At 66.1% G+C, this 20,017-nt stretch carries 18 protein-coding genes and 1 pseudogene; 11 read left to right on the top strand and 8 right to left on the bottom strand.

What is annotated here, in order from left to right:
* Window positions 1-6: 6 nt before the first annotated feature.
* The 3 genes from QX048_RS20585 to QX048_RS20595 form a co-directional block, all read right to left on the bottom strand.
* On the bottom strand, window positions 7-1,422 hold the full coding sequence (locus tag QX048_RS20585) for a D-alanyl-D-alanine carboxypeptidase family protein (protein ID WP_315826557.1): 1,416 nt from the start codon (window positions 1,420-1,422) through the stop codon (window positions 7-9).
* A 173-nt stretch (window positions 1,423-1,595) separates the two neighbouring features.
* Window positions 1,596-3,386: a glucan ABC transporter ATP-binding protein/ permease gene (locus QX048_RS20590; RefSeq protein ID WP_315751427.1), complete on the bottom strand. Its 1,791-nt coding sequence runs from the start codon at window positions 3,384-3,386 to the stop codon at window positions 1,596-1,598.
* Window positions 3,387-3,471: 85 nt separating this feature from the next.
* The gene (locus tag QX048_RS20595; protein ID WP_315751428.1) at window positions 3,472-4,527 is read right to left on the bottom strand and encodes an ABC transporter substrate-binding protein; all 1,056 of its coding nucleotides are present in this window, start codon (window positions 4,525-4,527) and stop codon (window positions 3,472-3,474) included.
* Window positions 4,528-4,803: 276 nt separating this feature from the next.
* Here QX048_RS20595 and QX048_RS20600 point away from each other — a divergent pair, with 276 nt between their 5' ends.
* From QX048_RS20600 to QX048_RS20620, 5 genes are all read left to right on the top strand, one after another.
* Complete coding sequence (locus QX048_RS20600; RefSeq protein WP_315716292.1) at window positions 4,804-5,205, top strand: hypothetical protein; 402 nt, start codon at window positions 4,804-4,806, stop codon at window positions 5,203-5,205.
* 105 nt (window positions 5,206-5,310) lie between these two features.
* Window positions 5,311-5,712 carry a phosphoribosyl-ATP diphosphatase gene (hisE, locus tag QX048_RS20605; RefSeq protein ID WP_315716291.1) on the top strand — a complete coding sequence of 134 codons (402 nt, stop codon included), beginning with the start codon at window positions 5,311-5,313 and terminating at the stop codon, window positions 5,710-5,712.
* A 69-nt stretch (window positions 5,713-5,781) separates the two neighbouring features.
* Window positions 5,782-6,363, top strand: coding sequence for a YqaA family protein (locus QX048_RS20610; protein WP_315716459.1), 582 nt, complete (start codon window positions 5,782-5,784; stop codon window positions 6,361-6,363).
* The gene (locus tag QX048_RS20615; RefSeq protein WP_315826558.1) at window positions 6,363-6,992 is read left to right on the top strand and encodes a hypothetical protein; all 630 of its coding nucleotides are present in this window, start codon (window positions 6,363-6,365) and stop codon (window positions 6,990-6,992) included. The genes QX048_RS20610 and QX048_RS20615 overlap by 1 nt, the downstream gene beginning before the upstream one ends.
* Before the next feature lie 143 nt (window positions 6,993-7,135).
* Window positions 7,136-8,104: a nitronate monooxygenase family protein gene (locus QX048_RS20620; RefSeq protein WP_315826559.1), complete on the top strand. Its 969-nt coding sequence runs from the start codon at window positions 7,136-7,138 to the stop codon at window positions 8,102-8,104.
* An 81-nt stretch (window positions 8,105-8,185) separates the two neighbouring features.
* Here the strand turns inward: QX048_RS20620 and QX048_RS20625 are convergent, their stop codons facing one another.
* From QX048_RS20625 to QX048_RS20640, 4 genes are all read right to left on the bottom strand, one after another.
* The gene (locus tag QX048_RS20625) at window positions 8,186-9,757 is read right to left on the bottom strand and encodes an ABC transporter substrate-binding protein (protein ID WP_315826560.1); all 1,572 of its coding nucleotides are present in this window, start codon (window positions 9,755-9,757) and stop codon (window positions 8,186-8,188) included.
* A gap of 212 nt (window positions 9,758-9,969) precedes the next feature.
* A complete protein-coding gene (locus tag QX048_RS20630) occupies window positions 9,970-11,502 on the bottom strand; it encodes an ABC transporter substrate-binding protein (protein ID WP_315826561.1) in 1,533 nt (510 codons plus the stop codon).
* Window positions 11,503-11,633: 131 nt separating this feature from the next.
* Complete coding sequence (locus tag QX048_RS20635) at window positions 11,634-13,244, bottom strand: ABC transporter substrate-binding protein (protein WP_315826562.1); 1,611 nt, start codon at window positions 13,242-13,244, stop codon at window positions 11,634-11,636.
* A 44-nt stretch (window positions 13,245-13,288) separates the two neighbouring features.
* A complete protein-coding gene (locus QX048_RS20640) occupies window positions 13,289-13,924 on the bottom strand; it encodes a hypothetical protein (protein WP_315716285.1) in 636 nt (211 codons plus the stop codon).
* Between the two features lie 519 nt (window positions 13,925-14,443).
* Here QX048_RS20640 and minC point away from each other — a divergent pair.
* The 4 genes from minC to QX048_RS20660 are packed head-to-tail and all read left to right on the top strand — an operon-like array spanning window position 14,444 to window position 17,042.
* On the top strand, window positions 14,444-15,139 hold the full coding sequence (gene minC, locus QX048_RS20645; protein WP_315826563.1) for a septum site-determining protein MinC: 696 nt from the start codon (window positions 14,444-14,446) through the stop codon (window positions 15,137-15,139).
* A 20-nt stretch (window positions 15,140-15,159) separates the two neighbouring features.
* Window positions 15,160-15,975, top strand: a complete 816-nt coding sequence (minD, locus tag QX048_RS20650; RefSeq protein WP_315716283.1) for a septum site-determining protein MinD — start codon at window positions 15,160-15,162, stop codon at window positions 15,973-15,975.
* Window positions 15,972-16,247, top strand: coding sequence for a cell division topological specificity factor MinE (gene minE / locus QX048_RS20655; RefSeq protein WP_315716282.1), 276 nt, complete (start codon window positions 15,972-15,974; stop codon window positions 16,245-16,247). The genes minD and minE overlap by 4 nt, the downstream gene beginning before the upstream one ends.
* A 21-nt stretch (window positions 16,248-16,268) precedes the next feature.
* Window positions 16,269-17,042 carry a thioesterase family protein gene (locus tag QX048_RS20660; RefSeq protein ID WP_315826564.1) on the top strand — a complete coding sequence of 258 codons (774 nt, stop codon included), beginning with the start codon at window positions 16,269-16,271 and terminating at the stop codon, window positions 17,040-17,042.
* 334 nt (window positions 17,043-17,376) lie between these two features.
* Here the strand turns inward: QX048_RS20660 and QX048_RS20665 are convergent.
* Window positions 17,377-17,550 (bottom strand): annotated as a pseudogene (locus QX048_RS20665) (methyl-accepting chemotaxis protein); the annotation flags it as partial.
* Between the two features lie 112 nt (window positions 17,551-17,662).
* Here QX048_RS20665 and QX048_RS20670 point away from each other — a divergent pair.
* The gene (locus QX048_RS20670; RefSeq protein WP_315826565.1) at window positions 17,663-18,076 is read left to right on the top strand and encodes a DUF1801 domain-containing protein; all 414 of its coding nucleotides are present in this window, start codon (window positions 17,663-17,665) and stop codon (window positions 18,074-18,076) included.
* 547 nt (window positions 18,077-18,623) lie between these two features.
* On the top strand, window positions 18,624-19,640 hold the full coding sequence (locus tag QX048_RS20675) for a hypothetical protein (protein WP_315751438.1): 1,017 nt from the start codon (window positions 18,624-18,626) through the stop codon (window positions 19,638-19,640).
* The last annotated feature ends 377 nt before the right edge of the window (window positions 19,641-20,017 follow it).

A 20,017-nucleotide genomic window follows, 5' to 3' on the forward strand; every position in this document is an offset into this window, starting at 1 on the left:
GCGGGATCAGCCGTCCTTCGGCGCGGGCTTGCCGTCCGTCTTCGGCTTTGCGGCAGCCTTGGGTTTGGCGGGCTTGGGCGCGTCGGAGCCGGCTTTTTCCGCCGTTTTTCCGCCGGCTTCGTGCTTGGCGGCGACGTGGCGGGCCGCGCCCGGCTTGGCCTCAGCCGGCTTGGCCTGCGGCTTCGCAGCGGCCTTCGCATCCGCATCGGTCTTGGCGGCGGTCCGGGTCGCCGGCTTGGCGTCCTTCCGGGCGGCGGCATGCGCCTTCTTGCCGCGGTGCCTGGCCGGCGTCTGCGCGTCGGCATCGGCGGCGACCGCGGCGATCAGCGCCGCGCCGGTGCGCGTCGGGCCGGTGTAGACCAGCACCGGCTCGGACGGGGCGGGCGCCGCCGCCAGCAGCTCGGACGGCTTCATGGTCGGCGTCTGCAGGCCGGCGAGCAGGGTGCCGCCGGTCGCTTCGCCGTCCGCACCGGCAACGGTGTCCTCGTCGTCGTCGCTGGCTGGTCGGTGGCGGCGGCCGTTGCACATGTCGTCGCGCAGGTTGGGCGGCGTCGCGTCGACGGGGGCCAGCTGATCGACCGTGCCCAGCGGCGACTTCAGCCAGCTCAGCTGGTTGCCGTTGAAGCCGCGGTCCAGCATCTGGATCGCGCGCACGGCGCGCATCTGTCCCGAGGAGGCGCCGAGCACCACCGCGATCAGGCGCTTGCCGTTGCGGGTCGCCGACGCCACGAGATTGTAGCCGGAGGCGCAGATGAAGCCGGTCTTGAAACCGTCGGCGCCGGGATAGCGCCCGATCAGCTTGTTGAAGTTCTGCACCACGCGGCGGCCGTAGCGGATCGACGGGATGTGGACGAAATATTCGTACTCCGGAAGATCGCGGATGATGGCGCGCGCCAGGATCGCGAGATCACGCGCCGAGGTGATCTGGCCGTCGGCAGGCAGTCCGTTCGGATTCACGTAGCTGGTCTGCGTCATGCCGAGCTTGCGGGCGGTGTCGTTCATCATCGCCGAGAAGCCGTCGATGGAGCCGCCGACGCCCTCGGCCAAGACCACCGCCATGTCATTGGCGGACTTCACCAGCATCATCTTCAGTGCGTTGTCGACGGTGACCTGCGTGCCGGGCCGATAGCCCATCTTCGACGGCGACTGTGATGCCGCGGTCGGTGAGACCGTGAACAGCGTGTCGAGCGTGATCTTGCCGTCCTTGACCGCCTTCAAGGTGACATAGGCCGTCATCAGCTTGGTGACCGATGCAGGATACCACGGATAGGTCGCGTTCTGCGCCTCCAGCACCTTGCCGGTGTCGGCTTCGACGAGCAGCAGCGCCTCGGCATGGGCCCAGCGCGGCGCGAGCACGAGAGCGGCAGCGAGAGCGATGATCTTGATCGGGGCGTAGCGGAACAACAGGCGAAGCGTCTGCACTGGTCTGGTCCGGTCCTTTGAGACCCGCCTCGCGCGGCGAGGTGGGCAAGCGGGCTTTCGGGTTTCAAGCGTGTCCGGCGCCGCTTTGGTTGCGGCAGGCCGCGAACCTATACCGGCTCGACGCTGGCGAACAGAGGCCAGCCATTCAATTCCACGATGAAAGCGTCCCGCGATCAGGTCTTGACGATGGTGCCGTCGCTCTCGGGCGCTGCGAGAGTCGCGCGCGCGCTCTCCTGCACCATGAACTGGGCCTTCGCGAGTTCCGCGAAGTGGCCGCCCTTGGCGACGAGTTCATCGAACGTTCCGCTTTCGATCACGCGTCCGTTCTCGAACACCAGGATTCGCGTCGCGTTGCGGATGGTCGAGAGCCGGTGTGCGATCACGAAGGTCGTGCGTCCCCTCATCACCTCGTCGAGCGCCGCGTTGAGCTTGGCCTCGGTGACGGCATCGAGCGCGGAGGTCGCCTCGTCGAGAATCAGGATCGGTGGATCCTTCAAGAGGGCACGCGCGATCGAGAGCCGCTGGCGCTCGCCACCGGACAGCATGCGGCCGCGCTCGCCCGCGTTGGTATCGAAACCCTGGTCGGCACGATCGATGAAGTCGAGCGCCTGGGCGCGCGCGGCGGCGGTGCGCAGCTCCTCGTCGGTCGCGTCGGGCTTGCCGACCAAAAGGTTCTCGCGGATCGAGCGGTTGAACAGGAGCGCCTCCTGGAACACGACGCCGATGTTCCGGCGCAGCGCCGCGAGCTTCAATCCGCGCACATCCATGCCGTCGATCTTGATGAAGCCCGACTGCGGATCGAAGGCGCGATGCAGGAGCGCGATCGCCGTCGACTTGCCGGCGCCGGTCGGGCCGACCAGCGCGATGGTTTGGCCGGGCAGCGCGGTGAAAGTGAGGTCCTCCACCGCCGGCCGCTTGCCGTCATAGGAGAACGACACATCGTTGAATTCGACCAGGCCCGAGAGTCGGCCGACCTCGATCGCGTCGGGGCGGTCGCGCACGGCCGGCACGGCATCGAGCACGGTGAAGAACTCGGCCAGCCGCGGCGCCTCCATGAACACGTTGTTGATGAAGGACACGACCTGCTCCAGCTTCTGGATCAGCATGGTCGCGAACGACACGAACATCACGATCTCGCCCACCGACGTCAGCCCGGCCTGATGCAGGGCGATGCCGAGTGTGAAGATCGCGAGCACGGTGATGGTGGTCGAGGCACGCGTGATGACCGTCACCAGCGCCCACCAGCCGAGCACCGGCATCTGCACCGACAGCAATTGTCCGGCGACGGTGCGCAGGCCCTGCACCTCGGCATCGATGCGCACGAAGCTCTGTACCAGCGCGACGTTGCCGAGCGCGTCGGAGGCACGCGCCGACAGGTCGCTGTAATGCTCCTCGACCTCGCTCTGCATGCCGTAGGTCTTGCGCACGACCAGGGTCGTCAGCACGGTGAACACGACGCACAGCACGAACAAGAGGATCGCGAGCCGCCAGTTGAGATAGAGCGACAGCGGCAGCAGCACCAGCACCGACATGATCGCGGCGAAGTGCTCGCGGAAGAACGACAGCCACAGCTTCCACAGCGCGTCGGTGCCGTTGATCATCACCTTCATCAGCCGGCCGGAATGGGTGCCGGAATGGAACGTCAGCGGCAGCTGCAAAATGTGCTCGAAATAGCTCGTCAGCACCGCATGGCGCTGCCGGTGCGCCAGCCGGTCGGCCTGCAGCGCGACCCAGGCGCTGGCCAGAATCGTGAACAGGCCGAATCCGGCCCAGGCCGCGAGCAGCGGCCAGGCGGTGCTGGCCGAGGCCTTGCCGGAGAGCGAGTCGACAATGCGTCCGAACAGCACCGGGTCGGCGAACTGCGCCACCGCCAGCGCCAGGTTGGCGATCGCGAGAAACCAGCCGAGCCGCGCCTCCTTTCCGAGCAGATGGAGCACGCGGGCATAGATGCGGAGCAGGGACATGGCGGGGCGCTTCGTGTCGGCAGTTGGAATCAGCGCTGGGCGCGCGGCACCATGTTAGCAAGGGAACGGCCGCCGCGGCGAGCGCTCAGTTGACGAGCCGGCTGTCGGCGGGCGGCAGGAAGCTGTCGTCGAAGATGTCGGCGGGTTGCGGACGCTTGTGGTGGAATTTGCCGTCCTCCGCGAGCTGGTCGAGGGCCCGCTCGAACCGGGCGGGCTCGATGCTGCCGATGCCATCGCGGCGGACGTCCGGCGTCAGCACGTTGTCGACGAGCACGCTCTGCAGTCGCTGCAGCTCGAGCTCGCGGGAGCCGTCATCCATCCGGCTCACCACGTCGGCGATCGCGCCGGCAGGGTCCTTGATGGCAAGCTGGAGCCCCGATGTCAGCGCGCGCAGGAAGCCCTTCACCGCCGCCGGCTGCTTGGCCGCAAAGCCGGGATTGACGATCACCGCATGGCCATAGGCCTCGCAGCCATAATCAGCGAAGCGCAGCACCGCGAGATCGGCGGCGGGCACGCCGCGGTCGCGCAGATTGATCGCCGAGAGATACGAGAAGCCGCTGACGGCATCGACCTGGCCGGCGGACAGGATCGGCTCGCGCACGGCCGCGCCAACGCGCGACAGCTTGATGGTCTCGGGCCTGAGATGGTTGTGCCTCACGACCGCCGGCCACAGCCGGATCGAGAGATCGCCCTCGGCGACGCCGAGCGTCTTGCCTTCGATGTCGCCGAGCCCGTTGATGCCGCGACTCCTGCGCGCGATGATCGCATAAGGCGCCCTGTTGAACAGCACGAACACGGCCTTGACCGGCTGGCTGTTCGACGCGTCGCGATAGCGGATCAGCTCGTTGATGTCGGCGAGCGCCATGTCGGTCTCGCCGGAGGCCACCCGCGCGATCGCATCGGGAGAGCCCTTGGCCGTGGTGATGGTGACGGTCACGCCCTCGGTGGCGAACAGCCCGCGGCTGGCGGCGAGGACCAGTGGCGCCATGCTGCCATCGAGCGGCCGATCCAGCGCGAACATGACGGCGACCGGACGTTTCGGCTCCTCCGCTGCGGCTTCCTCTCTCGACAGGCATGAGGGCACGACGAAGGCGGCGAGGAGCGCCAAGGCAAGCAGGGTGACGGGTCGTCGCATGCGCATCATGTCACGCCGGTATTCGCAGGCCGTACCGATCTTGTCACGCCGGTATTCTAATCAGTTCGCCGGCCATCGCGGGATCGAGATGTCAATTTCGTGACAGCGTCGCGGTGTCGCTGCCGCTCGGGGCCGGCGGTGCCTGATCATGTCGGATCGAATGTGAACGGTCCATGAGCAAGGCCTGCGGCGATTTGCGGCTTCGACTCCGGGTTTCGCGAGGGGAACTGTGGGCGCAGTTCGCGAGTTGGTACCCGAGATTAGATCGTACGGAGGATCCACATGATCGCACAGCGCGGAAGTTTTTCACGCTTTGGCCGTGCTACCGTCCTGGCGACGGTGGCCGCGGTGACTTTGACGGCCGTGCAGCCGACACTCGCCTTTGCCGGCTCCGCGCCGGCCGAGAAGGGCGTCGTCGCCAAGACGGCCAATGATGGCGGCCTGACCGATGTCAGCGCGCGCCGGCGCCACTATCGCGGCAATGGTGGCGCGGCGGCTGCGGCGGCGTTCGCCGGGATCGTCGGCACCGGACTTGCCATCGCGGCGACGCAGAACCGCCGCTCCTACTACGAGGACAACTATTACTATGGCCGGCCGGCCTATTATGGCTACGGACCGCGCTATCAGTATTACGGCGGCGGCCCCTATTACGGTGGCGGCTATTACCATCACCCGCATTGGTGATGTGAGATCGGACGAAACGATCCGCCGGCCGCCGTGCCGGCGGATTTTTTCTTGCCTGCCGCGAACGTTAATATGCGGACCATCGAATTTAACTATTGTGGCCAGATGACTGATTCGATCGATCGGCTCTATCGCGCTGTCCTGGCGGCCAGGGATCTCGACCCCGCGCGATCGCGCACGGCCAAGCTGATGCAGCAGGGCACGGCCAAGATGGCCAAGAAGCTCGCCGAGGAGGCGATCGAGGTTGCGATCGATGCCGTCGGCGGCGACGCCCAGGCCGTGGTGCGCGAAAGCGCCGACCTGATCTACAATCTGGCCGTGCTGTGGGCCGAGCTCGATGTCCAGCCCGAGGACGTCTGGCGCGAGATGGAACGGCGCGAGCTGATGCTCGGCATCGCCGAGAAGCTGCCGAAATCGCCGGTCAAGGTCGCCAAGGCCGCGCCCGGACGGGTGGCGGGGCGACCGATCGTCGCGGCCGAAAGCCGGACCATCCGCAAGCGGCACTAGTGTGGCGGTCCGATTCGGGCCGACATATGGGCCATGGACAAATCCTGCCCGGTTTGCTTCATCGCCAGCATGCTCAGACGGATCTACGACTGGTGTATCGACGCCGCCCACAAGCCGCATGCCATGTGGATCATGGCCGCGGTTGCCTTCGCCGAAAGCTCGTTCTTTCCGGTGCCACCGGATGTGATGCTGATCCCGATGTCGCTGGCGAAGCCGCAGCGGGCGTGGCTGTTCGCCGGCGTCTGCACCGCGGCCTCGGTGGCGGGCGGCCTGGTCGGTTATGCCATCGGCGCGCTGCTCTACGACTCCCTCGGCCATTGGCTGATCCAGCTCTACGGCCTCGGCGACAAGGTCGAGGCGTTCCGTGCCTCCTACGCCGAGTGGGGCGCCGTCATCATCCTGGTGAAGGGATTGACGCCGATCCCCTACAAGCTGGTCACGATCACGTCGGGCTTCGCCGGCTACAATCTCTTTCTGTTCGTCGTCTGCTCGATCATCGCGCGCGGCGGCCGCTTTTTCATCGCCGCGATATTGCTCAACCGCTATGGCGAATGGATCAGGGTGCGCATCGAGAAGCATCTCGGCCTGTGGGTGGCGATCGGCGCGGCCGTGCTGGTGGCCGGATTCGTCATCGCCGTGAAGCTGATCTGATGCGGCCGCTGCGCCCGGGGCTGGGGGCAGGCGCGGCGCTGCTCGCCGTCGTCTCGGTTCTCTCCGCCGCCGCGGCATGGGCGCAAACGACGCCTTCCTTGGGGCTGCGAGAAGCGCCGCAACAGCCACCGCAGCAGGCGCGTGCCGTCCAGCCTGCGCCGCCTTCCAGTCCGGGTCTGGTGGAGGAGCTCGGCAAGCTGTTCGAGAAGATGTCGATCATTCCGCTGAAGCCTTCGGGCGATGCCCGCGCCGGGCCGCCGGCGGCCGGCAGCGATCCCACCGGCGCTGCCGCGGATCAGCCCGCTGCGACACCGGTGCAGCCCGGTGGCCCGGTCGCGCCGAAGGGCGGCGCCGACGTGCTGAAGGAGACCGGCGAGACCTTGTCGCGCCTCGCCCAGCCCTCGAGCATGATCTCCGGCCGCTCGGTCTGCCCGATCGCCGCCAACGGCACGCCGGATTGCAAGCTCGGCGCCGACCGGTTGTGCCAGGGCAAGGGTTACAAGGAAGGCAAGAGCCTCAACACCGATTCTGCGGAGACCTGCTCGGCGCGGGTGCTGATCCCCGGTCGCGAGCGCAAGCCGGGCGATTGCCGGACGGACACCTACGTGACCTCGGCGCTCTGCCAATGACGCCGGCACGCCAGCGTCTCAACGCAAGACCCTGGTCCGGCTTTTCCGGTCCCTCTGCGAGCGAATTGCCATCACGGCATGATGTCGGGCATGCTCGCGATCACGAGTGTTTCCGCATTTCAACGCAAGAGGAATTCCCATCCATGTCCATGCCCGCCTTGTTCAAGGGCCGCCTGACGATCCCGGTGATCGGCTCGCCGCTGTTCATCATCTCCGTGCCCGACCTGGTGATCGCGCAGTGCAAGGCCGGCGTGGTCGGTTCGTTTCCGGCGCTCAACGCGCGGCCGGCCGCGCTGCTCGACGAATGGCTGGCGCGCATCACGGAGGAGCTCGCTGCCTATGACCGGGCGCATCCGGAACGCCCGTCGGCGCCGTTCGCCGTCAACCAGATCGTGCATCGTTCCAACAACCGGCTCGAGCAGGATCTCGCGCTGTGCGAGAAGTACAAGGTGCCGATGATGATCACCTCGCTCGGCGCGCGCGAGGAGCTGAACCAGGCGGCGCACGGCTGGGGCGGCATCGTCTTCCACGACGTCATCAACCAGACCTTCGCGCACAAGGCGATCGAGAAGGGCGCCGACGGCTTGATCCTGGTCGCGGCGGGCGCCGGTGGACATGCCGGCACGATCTCGCCGTTTGCCTTCGTGGCGGAGACGCGGAGCTGGTTCGATGGCCCGATCGCGCTGTCGGGCGCGATCGGGAACGGCCGCGCCATCCGTGCCGCGCGCGTGCTCGGCGCCGACTTCGCCTATATCGGCTCGGCCTTCATCGCCACCAAGGAGGCGAATGCGGTCGAAGGCTACAAGCAGATGATCACCAGCTCGGGCGCCGACGACATCGTCTATTCGAACCTGTTCACCGGCGTGCACGGCAACTATTTGAAGCCGTCGATCGTCGCAGCCGGCCTCGATCCGGACAATCTCCCGACCTCCGATCCGTCGAAGATGAGCTTCGGCACCGACGCCTCGGGCGAGCGCGCCAAGCCGAAGGCATGGAAGGAGATCTGGGGCTCAGGGCAGGGCATCGGCGCCATCAAGGACGTGCTGCCCGCCGCCGAGCTGATCGCGCGCTTCAAGAAGGAATATGACGAGGCAATCGATCCGCCGCTCTAAGCGGCTCCGCGACGGACAAAAGAAAAGCGCGGCAGCCAGGGCTGTCGCGCTTTTTTGTTGAGGTCGCAACAAGCGGGCGGGCTATTCCAGCTCGATCGCCTGGAACTTGCCGCGCTCGTCGAGCGCCGTGCCCCAGATCTTATGCGAGGCCTGGTGTTCGGCGCGGCCGAAGCCGAGCTTGGCGCCGAGACCGAGATCGATGTCACGCATGTTCTCCAGCGTGTCGATCAGCGCCTCGGTGTCGAGCTGCGGGCCGACCCGGCGCAGCGCCTGGACCAGCACGTTGGCCGAGACGTAGCCTTCGAACGACACGTAGGACGGTGCCTCGCCCGGGAAGTACTTCTCGAGCGCGCTCTTGTATTCGAGCACGGCGCTCGAATAGCCGCCGACGGCCGGCACCACCTGGGTGACGATGACGCCGCTGGCATAGCGCGGGCCGAGCAGCATCAGCTCGTCCGAGAGCTCGGTCGAGCCCACGAAGGAGACGTTGGTGTAGATCATGTGCGGGAACAGATCGCGCGTCTTCTCGATGAACTTCGCGGCGGCGCGATAGGTTGCGACCATGACGATCGCCTTGGGCGGGTTCTTCAACGCCCTCAGCTGGTTGACCGCGTCGTCCACATCGACCGTGTTGCGCTTGTAGTTGAGGCGCAAGATGGACGTGTCGGCAAGGCCGAGCGAGCGGAAGGCCTTGGCCACACCGGAGAAGCCGGCATCACCATAGGCGTCCTGCTGCGCGAACACGGCGATGTCCTTGGCCGGCAGGCGGCGCAGCTTGACCAGATAGCGAACGACGGTGTCGGTCTCTTCGGCGTAGCTGGCGCGATAGTTGAACACGTACCGATCCGGCGGATCGTTGCGCAGGAGGTTGGCGCCGGTGAACGCGCCGTAGAACAGCACGCGGCGCTGCAGGGCGTAGGGCATCGCCACGGCAGACGTCGGGGTACCGACATTGCCGACGAAGCCGAACACCTTGTCCTTCTCGTAGAGCTGCTTCATCGCGTCCAGCGTCCGCGACGGCTCGTAGCCGTCGTCGGCCGAATAGAGCCGCAGCGAGCGCCCGGCGATGCCGCCGGCGTCGTTGGCGCGGTTGAAGGCGGCCTCGATGCCCATCTTCATCTGCCGGCCGAGCTCCTTGGCAGCGCCCGAGAATGGAGCGGCGATGCCGAAGCGGATCTCGTTGGCGGTGACGCCCTGCACGTTGGTGGTGGACGCTGGCGGCAGCGTCGCGGTCGGTGCCGTCGCAGCCACGGCCGCGGACGGGGCGATCACCCCGGCGAGGCTGGTGGCGGTCTGGCTCGGCGCGCTTTGCCCGAGCGAGCGCTCGAGCTCGGCGAGCTGGCGGCCCGCGGAGTTACAGTCGGTCTGAGCCGCCCCGACGCGGTTGCGTCCATCGGCGACGTAGCCGTTGAAGACGCGGGTGAGCTCGTCACGATCCGAGCCGCCGGTGGAGGCCTCCCGGATCACCTCGCGAAACTTGTCGACAATGGCCTGAACGCGGCCCTGGTCGATCGCCTGACAGGCGGATGCTGCTCCCACGATCGGCCCGACCCGGCTCGCAAGATTACGCACCACATCCGCATTGGTGCCCGCCGCGCTGGCGGGCGTTGCGAGCAATGCCGCAACCAAGAACACGCTACAACGAAAGTTCATTGCCACTATCCCACTTTGGACCCCATCCAGGTCTTCCGCCTGGTGAATTGACGCCGTGTCTGCGACGGAGAAGACATAAGACCGTCACCATGCACAGACCAGCCTTTCCTAAGAGCATGACCATTTCGGTAACCCGACACGCCTTTTTCCGATCATACTTTAGGACCTGCTAACGAAACGTCTTCACCAGTTCTTCCCCTTAGAAGCTAATTCTACTCAAGTTCGATTGCCTGATACGTGCCGGTTTCGTCGAGGGCGGTACCCCAGATCTTGTGCGAGGCCTGGTGCTCCGCGCGTCCAAATGCGAGCGTCGTGCCGAGGCCGAGATCGAGGCTGCGCATCGATTCGAGCGTGTCGACCAGTCGCTCGGTGTCGAGCGGATTGGTCTGCTTCAGCGCCTGGATCAAAATCGTCGCCGCGATATAGCCTTCGAGAGACGTATAGTCCGGCGCCTCGCCGGGCGCGTATTTGGCCAGGGCGTTCTTGTAGTCGAGCACGAGGCTCGAATAGCCAGAAACCGCCGGCACGCCCTGCGTCACGATGACGCCGTTGGTGAAGCGCGGGCCGAGCAGCTTGAGCTCGGCCGCGAGCGAGGTCGAGCCGACGGCGGACACGTTGGCGTAGATCAGGCCCGGCACCGCGTCGCGCGTCTTCTCGATGAACTTCGCGGCGGCGCGATCGGTCGCTACCATGATGACCGCCTTGAGTCCCGGCTTGTGCGCCTTGACCTGATTGACCGCCTCTTCCACGTCCATCGTCGCGCGCGGATAGTTGATGCGCGTTACGGCATCGCCGATGTTCAACTGCCGGTAGGCCTTCGCGACACCGGCGAAACCGTCGTCGCCGAATGGGTCCTGCTGGGTGAACACCGCGATCTGCCTGGGCGAGACGCGCTTCATCTTGATCAGGTAGCGCACCAGCGCGGCCGTCTCCTCGGCGTAACTCGCCCGATAGTTGAAGACGTAGCGATCCGGCGGATCGCGTCGCACCACTGCTGCGCCGGTGTTCGGTGCAAAGAACAGCGTGCGCCGCTCCAGCGCATAGGGGATCGCCACCTGCGAGTTGGCGGTGCCGACGTTGCCGATGAAGCCGAACACCTGCTCCCTGTCGTAGAGCTGCGTCATCGCCGCCAGCGTGCGGCCCGGATCGTAGCCGTCGTCCGCCGCCACGAGACGGAGCATGCGCCCGTTGACGCCGCCGGCGTCGTTGGTGCGTGCGAACGCGGCCTCGATGCCCTGGCGCATCTGACGCCCGGTCTCCTTGCGGATGCCGGAGAACGGCAGGACCATGCCGAAGCGGATCTCGCGGTCGGTGATGCCGCGCACGGGGCTCGCGGTGACGGCGCCAGTCGTCGTTTCGGCCTTGACCGGTGTGATCGGGGCCGTCGCCGCAGCCGGCTGGTCGAGCGAGCGTTCGAGCTCCGTCAGTTGCCGCTCCGCGGCGGCGCAGGTCGCCTGCGAGGCGCCCGTACGACTACGGCCCTCGGCGATGTAGCCATTGAAGCTGCGGGTCAGCTGATCGCGCTCGCCGTCATTGCTCGTCGCCTGGCGGATGGCTTCGCGGAATTTGTCGACCATGCTCTGGACGCGGCCCTGCGCGATGTCCGGGCAGGCGGACGCCTGTCCCACGATCGGTCCGACACGGCCGCCAAGCTCCCTGACGACGTCGGGAGCCGCCGCCAAAGCGGGGCTGAAGGGAGCTACGAAAACACTCCCGATGATCAACGCGGACCAACGCACGGCCATCGAACCTTCCACCTGCTCAGCTTGTTTCAAACCCTCTTCGTTCTACTATTCGTGGCATTTCGAATTAATGTCGGGTTTCTCTGTCGCTCTTTTGTCCTGGTAGTTGAGGCCGTCGCGCCTCTAGCGGTATCCTATTCAAGTTCGACGGGTTGGTAGGTGCCGCTCTCGTCCAGTGCCGTGCCCCAGATCTTGTGCGAAGCCTGGTGTTCGGCGCGGCCGAAGCCGAGCTGCGTGCCGAGGCCGAGATCGATGTTGCGCATGTTCTCGAGCGTTTCGACCAGTTGCTCGGTATCGAAGTTCGGACCGGCGCGCTTCAGTCCCTCGATCAGGATGCTCGCCGCGATGTAGCCCTCGAGCGAGGTGTAGTCGGCCGGCTCGCCCGGGGCATATTTCGCAAGTGCGGTCTTGTATTCGAGCACCAGGCTCGAATAGCCGGAAACGCCGGGCACGGTCTGGCTGACGATCACGCCCTCGGCGTAGCGCGGTCCGAGCAGCATCAGTTCGCTGGCGAGCGCCGAGCCAGCAACCGCGGAGATGTTGGCGAAGATGACGCCCGGAAATACGCCCTGGGCCTTCTCGATGAACTTGGCTGCGGCGCGCGTCGTCGCCAGCATCACCACCGCCTTGACCGGGGTCTTCAGCAGCTTCAGCTGATTGATGGCGTCGTCGACCTCGACCGTGTTGCGCGGATAGTTGACCCGCACGATCGAATTGTCGCTGACGCCGAGCGTGCGGAACGCCCTGGCCACCCCGGCGAAGCCGGCGTCGCCGAAGGCATCGTTCTGCGCGAACACGACGATCTGGCGCGGATGCAGCCTTCGCATCTTCACGAGATAATGGACCAGCGCGTCGGTCTCCTCGGCATAACTCGGCCGGTAGTTGAAGACGTAGCGGTCGGGCGGATCGTGGCGCACGACGTTGGCGCCGGTATAGGGCGCGAAGAACAGCGTGCGGCGCTCGAGCGCGTAGGGGATGGCGACCGCGGCGGTGGCCGAGCCGAAATTGCTGATATAGCCGAACACCTGCTCCTTCTCGTAGAGCAGCTTCATCGCATCCAGCGTGCGCGCGGGATCGTAGCCGTCATCGGCGGTGACGAGCTTCAGCATGCGGCCGTTGACGCCGCCGGCCTCGTTGGCGCGATTGAACGCCGTCTCGACGCCGATCTTGAGCAGTCGCCCGCTCTCCTTCACCGGTCCGCTGTAGGGAATGACCATGCCGAGCTTGATCTCGCTCTGCGTCACCCCGCGTACGTTGCCGGCCGGCGGCAGCAGTTGCGCCGGTACAGTCGCGGCCTGCGCCGTCGCAGGTCCGATGCTCACGGCAGACAGGTTCGCGCGCGCCGGAGGCGGCGCTGCGATGGATTGTTCGAGATCGGCAAGCTGCCGATTGGCGCCGCCGCAATCCAGCCGGCCCGACGTGACGAGGCTGCGACCTTCGGCGACATAGCGGTCCAGCAGGCGCGTCAGTTCGTCACGGTCGGCCTCGCTGGAGGCGGCCTCGCGGATGACGAGCTGGAATTTCTCGATGATGGCCTGGATGCGCGGCCGGGCGATGTCGCGGCACGCGAGCGCGGCGCCAATGATCGGGCCGACGCGGCTGCCGAGCTGGCGCGCCACGCTCACACTCTCGCCGGGCGCAGCAGCGGCCTCGCCGGCCACGAGGGACGCGAGCAGGATGGCTGCCATACGGGCGTGAGCCAGCGGACGGCGTGCTGCCGCTTTCTGCGGTAGGACGTCGATCATCGTCGCCTGTGATGTGTTGGAAGTCGGATCAGTCGTGCAGAGGGTTAGCGAACCCGCTCCATCTGACCCGTCTTCTGGTTCCACTGCATGAACTGCTGCAGCATGGGCTTTTCTGGAGTATCGGTCTCTGCCGTCGGCGCCGGAGCGTCCGCGAGCAGCGATTTGAACTGCGACAGCGCCGGAGCCTGCGGCTCGACCCGCTCGGGCAGCGCGCTGGTCTGGTCCGCCTTGGCGTCCTGGACGTCGGCGGCGACCGGCGGCAGCGTCTTCATCGACTGCACGGCTGCGACGAAGGACGAGCTGGCGTCGGGCTGGCGCCACACCGGCACGATGTTGACGAAGAACAGCGCGACGACGGCGGCGACGCCGGTTGCGGCGGCGAAGCGGCCGGCCACCTTGAACACGACCGACCGGCGGTCGCGCTCGCGCTCCAGATCCGGCGGCTCGCGCATGACTTGCGGATTCAGCGACTGGCGAAGGGATTCGAACACGGCGGTCTCCAGGCGAGCATCGAGCGGTCCTTGCTGTCCCGAAGCGGGACGCTCGGCCGCCTCCGCTGCCTTGGCATTGTCACCGACGAGAGATAGACGCGCGGCTTCCGGACGTTCGCGCAGCCACCGCGGTGCGTAATGCAGCGGGTCCTGCGGGTTCATCGGATTCTGTTCACTCAACGAACTCATACGCTACTCCTCTGACGCTCGATTCCGGTAACTGATACGCTTCTGCCACGGTTCGTATGAGAGCTAGTTTCAAACGAAGAGCGGGAGCCGGTCTGCCACTTCAGTCCACACGGAATCACTCGCAGAATCAGACGTTTCGCGTCGATCAACGATCGCACGCCAGCGGTCCCTTCCTGCAAGGCGCCGTGGCACGTTTGCCGTGCCTTGGGCGCCTCTATCGATCCCATGCCCCGCCCCCTGACGAGTGTCAATCGATCGGAACCTCCTAAAGTCGTCGGTTCCGAATTATATGTACGTTAAAGTTATCATCATGATGTGATTAAAATGAGGCATGACAGGTCTTGACGCAGATGCTCATGAATTGCGTCTCATTGATGCCAAGATTGCGCCTTGATTCGATCATCATCGAACTATGTCGGGCGGGCCGCTGTCGATTTTTGAGCGGCTTAGCGTCGATTTAACCATCCGTTAACCATCTGGCGCCGACAGTTAACCAATCACTAAGAAGGGTTGGGTCGGATGGTCATGAGTGCCAGCGCTGAAACGGTGCGTCCTGTTATTCGTCTGCGCGGGCGCTCCTACGTCGCCTTCGTGTTTTCGCCGGTTGTGCCGATTGCCGATTGGCTGGCTGAGCTCGACGCAACGCTCGCGGGCTCGCCCGGCTTCTTCGTCGGCAAGCCGATCGTGCTCGATCTCTCAGCGCTGGATCTGAGCCCGCTCGCCATCACCCATCTCATCAAGAGCATCGAGTCGCGCAACATCCGCGTGCTCGGACTCGAAGGCGTCGAGCAGGGGCGGCTGTCGCTCGGCATGCCTCCCTTGTTGTCGGGCGGCCGTCACTGCGCCGTGCAGGAGATCGAGCCGGAGAAGCCGTCGCTGCAGCAGCCGACCTCGCTGCTGCTCGACCAGCCCGTACGCTCGGGCCAGTCGATCGTGTTTCCCGATGGCGACGTCACCGTGCTCGGCGCGGTGTCGTCGGGCGCCGAGATCGTCGCCGGCGGCTCGATCCACGTCTACGGCACGCTGCGCGGCCGCGCGATGGCCGGCATCAACGGCAACGCGGCGGCGCGCATCTATTGCCAGAAGATCGAGGCCGAGCTGGTCGCGATCGACGGCTACTACCAGACCGCCGAGCAGATCGACGCCGCGTTGCGCGGCCGGGCCGTGCAGGCGCGGCTCGAAGGTCATTCCATGAAGATCGTTGCATTGAACTGAGTAGCAGGAGGATCCGTGACATGTCGAAAGTACTCGTAGTGACGTCGGGCAAGGGTGGCGTCGGCAAGACCACCACGACGGCGGCGATGGGCGCGGCGCTGGCGCAGGCCGGCGAGAAGGTCGTCGTCGTCGATTTCGACGTCGGCCTGCGCAACCTCGATCTGGTGATGGGCGCGGAACGCCGCGTGGTGTTCGATCTCATCAACGTGGTGCATGGCGTCGCCAAGCTGCCGCAGGCTCTGATCCGCGACAAGCGGCTGGAGAATCTCTGGCTGCTGCCGGCGTCGCAGACCAAGGACAAGGACGCGCTGACCGAGGACGGCGTCGGCCGCGTCATCGCTGAGCTGCGCAAGACATTCGACTGGGTGATCTGCGACAGCCCGGCCGGCATCGAGCGCGGCGCCATGCTGGCGATGCGCTATGCCGACGAGGCTCTCATCGTCACCAATCCGGAAGTGTCGTCGGTGCGCGATTCCGACCGCATCATCGGCATGCTCGACTCCAAGACCGTGCGCGCCGAAAACGGCGAGCGCGTCGAGAAGCACATTCTCATCACCCGCTACGATGCCGGCCGCGCCGCGCGCGGCGAGATGCTGTCGATCGATGACGTGCTGGAAATCCTGGCGACGCCGTTGCTCGGCATCGTGCCGGAGAGCCAGGACGTGCTGCGCGCCTCCAATGTCGGCTGCCCGGTGACGCTCAACAGCCCGGCGAGCGCCCCCGCACGCGCCTATCACGATGCGATGCGCCGGCTGCTCGGCGAGGAGGTCGAGATGCAGATCCCGACCGAGCGCAAGGGCCTGATGAACCTGCTCTTGGGACGGAGGGCTGCATGAGTGTGCTGCGGCTCTTTACGGGGCGTGCAGCCTCCGCGCCCGTCGCGCGGGAACGGCTGCAGATCCTGCTCGCGCACGAGCGCAGTCTGCGTGGACAGCCCGATCTCCTGATGCAGCTGCGCGAGGAAATCCTCGCCGTGGTTTCGCGCCATGTGGTACTTGATCCGGACAAGGTCATCGTTCGCATGGACCGGGGAAAGCATGTCTCGACGCTCGAGGTCGACATCGAACTGCCCAATGGCGCCGACCGCGCCTTTGCCAGCGCCGGCTGAGACGTGGCGAGGCGCGCGCTGATGCGGCCGATCTTCCGCATCGCGGACAATCGGGTCGCCGTCGGCTCCGATGCTGCGGGACCCTGGGATCCGACCATGCAACATGGGTCTGCGCCATCGGCGCTGGCCGTGTGGGCGGCCGAGCGCATTCCGACGAAGTCGCCGATGCGCATCGCCCGCGTCACCATCGACCTGATGCGCCCGGTGCCGCTCGCAGAGCTCCTCATCGAGACCGAGGTGCTGCGCGAGGGGCGCAAGATCCAGCTCTGCGCCGTGCGCTTGCGCGCCGGCGACACGGTGGTCGTCACGGCGACGGTGCTCAAGATCAGGCAGGACGCGGTGCCGCTGCCGGACGATGTCCGCGAGCTGCCGGTCGATCTGGTCGGCCCTGACGATGCGCTGCCGGAGCCGGCTGATTTCTCGACCAGCCCGTTCGTGCGTGGCATGACGCTGCGCGCCGCGCGCGGCCGGTTCGGCGTCAAGGGTCCCGGCGCGATCTGGTACCGCGTCGACTGGCCGCTGGTCGAAGGCCACGCCGTGTCGCAGGCGATGCGCGCCGTGGTCGCGAGCGACTTCTGCAACGGCACCTCCGCCGCGCTCGACTTCCACAGCTATACGTTCCTCAATGCCGACCTCACCGTGAACATGGCCCGCGAGCCGGTCGGCGACTGGATCCTGCTCGACGCCGAAAGCTGGATCGGCCCGGACGGCGCGGGTCTGGCGATGGCGCGGCTGGGCGATGTCAGGGGCTATTTCGGCCGGGTGGTGCAGAGCCTGGTGATCGAAAAGCGGTGAGGGGGCGGTCAGCCGTCCGGATTGCGTTCACGGCGAGTTGGCGAACTGATCACCGCACCGGCGCTGCCTCGTTTCCAACGGCGTGCTGCGGCGAGGTGTTATTAAGTTGGGCCGGTGATCGGCAGTTGCCTGCTTCGTTTCCGGTGAACCGATCAACCCCGCGCCAAGCTCCGCTGTGCCCTCTCCCCCGCTTGCGGGGGAGAGTTGGAGAGGGGGCGCCACGCACACCGCCGCTGGAGCGGCCCCCTCCCTAGCCCTCCCCCGCAAGCGGGAGAGGGAACAAACTGCCGTTGTCGCGAGTGAACGAGTTCAACGACGAACGATTTCGCTCTTGCGCCGCCCGCACCGTGTTCAAGAATCGTCCCACCTCCAGCTTCAGCCGGTTGCTGTCCTGTGACAGCGACTGCGCCGCCGACAGCACCTGGGACGAGGCCGAGCCGGTTTCGCTGGCGTCGTGCTGCACCTCGGTGATGTTGGACGACACCTCGTTGGTGCACTGTGCCGCTTGGCCGTGGAGTTATCAATATTGCTATAAACTTGAGCAGGCCAAGATGGTCGTATAACTACGACGCGGACTACACGCAGGTGAAACGACAAGCAGGTGGATGGGAATAAGCGTCATGGCGAAACCAACGAAGGCTACGAGCGTCGGCGAGGGGAACCAGTCTCCGTCGGAGCTGATCGACGCCCGGATCAAGGAGCTCGGGGATTGGCGCGGCGTCACGCTCAGCTACGTCCGCGATCTCATCAAACGGGCCGATCCCGATATCGTCGAAGAGTGGAAGTGGCGCGGCGTTCCCGTATGGTCGCATGCCGGCATCGTCTGCACCGGCGAGACCTACAAGGCCGCGGTGAAGCTGACCTTCGCCAAAGGAGCCTCGCTGCCGGACCCTTCCGGCCTGTTCAACGTCAGCCTCGACGGCAACACCCGCCGCGCCATCGACCTTCATGAAGGCGACGTGATCGATGAGACTGCGTTCATGGCGCTGATCCGCGCCGCGGTGGCGCTGAACATGACGAAGGGGAAGCGGTAGGGCTGGTGCATCGCTCCGCGCAGTCAGTATCAACGATCCAGGTCGCTGCTCACTCACCACGTCGTCGCGAGCGCAGCGAAGCAATCCAGGGCCAAGTCGAATCATCTGTCTGGAAGGCCTGGATCGCCTCGTCGTTTCGGGGGCTCGCGACGGCGGTGTGCCGGTCGCCGACAACCTTTCGCAAGGATGACCCGTGTGCATCGAGGTGGGAGGAGGTGGCGGCCAAGGTTGCGCTCTGCCGAGAAACACGCTAGTTCAGCGCATCCCAACTTCAACGCAGGAGGCGACGATGTTCAGACTCACGCGCTTCCCGGGCTCGCTGCGCGATCATTGACGCGGCCGACCGGGATGATTGTCCCGGCCATGATTTGACCCTTTCGCATCTCATCGAAAAGCCCGTGGCCCTCGTGGCCTGCGCTTGAACCGTCGTGTCATGACATCAAATCTCTTGCTGACTCCCAGCCGGGAGCCGGAGCGTTCCGACCTGCGCGAACGCCGGCTGCGGCGCTATTCGTCTCGTCTGCAATCCCGCGTGCGCGCATGCGCGATGCGACATCCTCATCTCGCCGACCTCGCGTTGAGCTTTCCGGCGCTGCTGTTCGCGCTGGCGGTGCCGCGCCCGGATGTCGATCCGGAGCGGGCGATCGCGTGCGTGATCGCGGGGCGTCCGCTGGCCGAGGCGGCGGCCGCGGCCGGTCTGCCGCTCTGGCTGCGCAAGCTGCCACCGGAGGCGTTCGTCCGTCCGATCCCACCATTGCCAGACGGCGAGCTGTTCCGGCGGCAGATCGGCAACCATTTGCCGCGCTCGCCGAAGCTGATGCCGACCTGGCTGCAGCTCGTGGCGGAGATGGCGGCGCTGGCGCATGAGCCGGCCGCGGTGTGGATCGCCCGTGAGTATCTGCGGGCGCCGCTGGTGCTGAAGCGCGACCGCATGCATCTGCTCGGTCTGTGGATCTGGTTCTCGGGGCAGCCCGCCGGCTTCGGCCGCGAGCTCGTCGAAAGGCCGTGGACGCCAGCCATGAAGCTCGATGCCGCAATGACGGCTGCCCTCGCTTGGCGAGGGAAAGTCTCGCTGCATCTCAATCTCGGTCAACGGCCAATCCGCGACATGTGGCTCCATCCCGGTCGCGTCGGGGACTATGAGTTTCGGCCGCTGGATGACATCCCGGATCTGGTCGACGAAGCGATGACTATGCGCAATTGTGTCCGCACCTATGGCTCCGACATCGCCCACAATCGCTCTCGGCTGTGGAGCGTCCGGCACCTGGGCGAACGCGTCGCGACGCTGGAGGTCGCCGTCCGTTTTCCTGATCCGTTGTTGGGCATCGTCCAGCTCAAGGGACGGGGGAATGCTGACGTCGCCCGCGAGCTCTGGTGGATCGCGCGGCGCTGGCTGCACCTGCACGATCTGTCGCAGATCGAGACCGGTCGAATGAAATGGCGCCAGGCCCCTGTGGATCTCACCACATGGCGAATGCTGTGGCGGCCGTATTGGCTCGCCAAGCGCCGCATCCCGGACTGGTTGCCGCTCGCACCGTCGCGCGCTGCGTTCGCGGCGTTGTGAGATGGTTGTCGTGTCTGGACGCTCGTCCGACAAAATCAATGTCGTCCCGGCGAACGCCGGGACCCATAACCCAGGGCCATATTCGAGGCACGCGCATTGATGCATCCGGGCTCGCCACGTCCTGGGGTCTCGGTCCTGGGTCGCGCGAACGCGACGATGCCTGCACATCGTCCGGCTTCGCTTGTTCGGCACGACAGCGGGTCGGAGTGCAGACCGGCTTTTCGTTGGGCCCTCTGTCGCGCGTCGCCTGGGATTCGTTGTGCCGCAGCGAGGTTGATTTGGCCGACGAGCAGGCTTGCTTCCCCATCGATACTTTCCGGCGCAGGTCGGGCGTCCGCAGCGGCGCGCGCAAAGACGAAATTCGCTCGCGCGATCAA

It is taken from the genome of Bradyrhizobium sp. SZCCHNS30572, from assembly GCF_032484415.1.
Classification (GTDB): Bacteria; Pseudomonadota; Alphaproteobacteria; order Rhizobiales; family Xanthobacteraceae; genus Bradyrhizobium.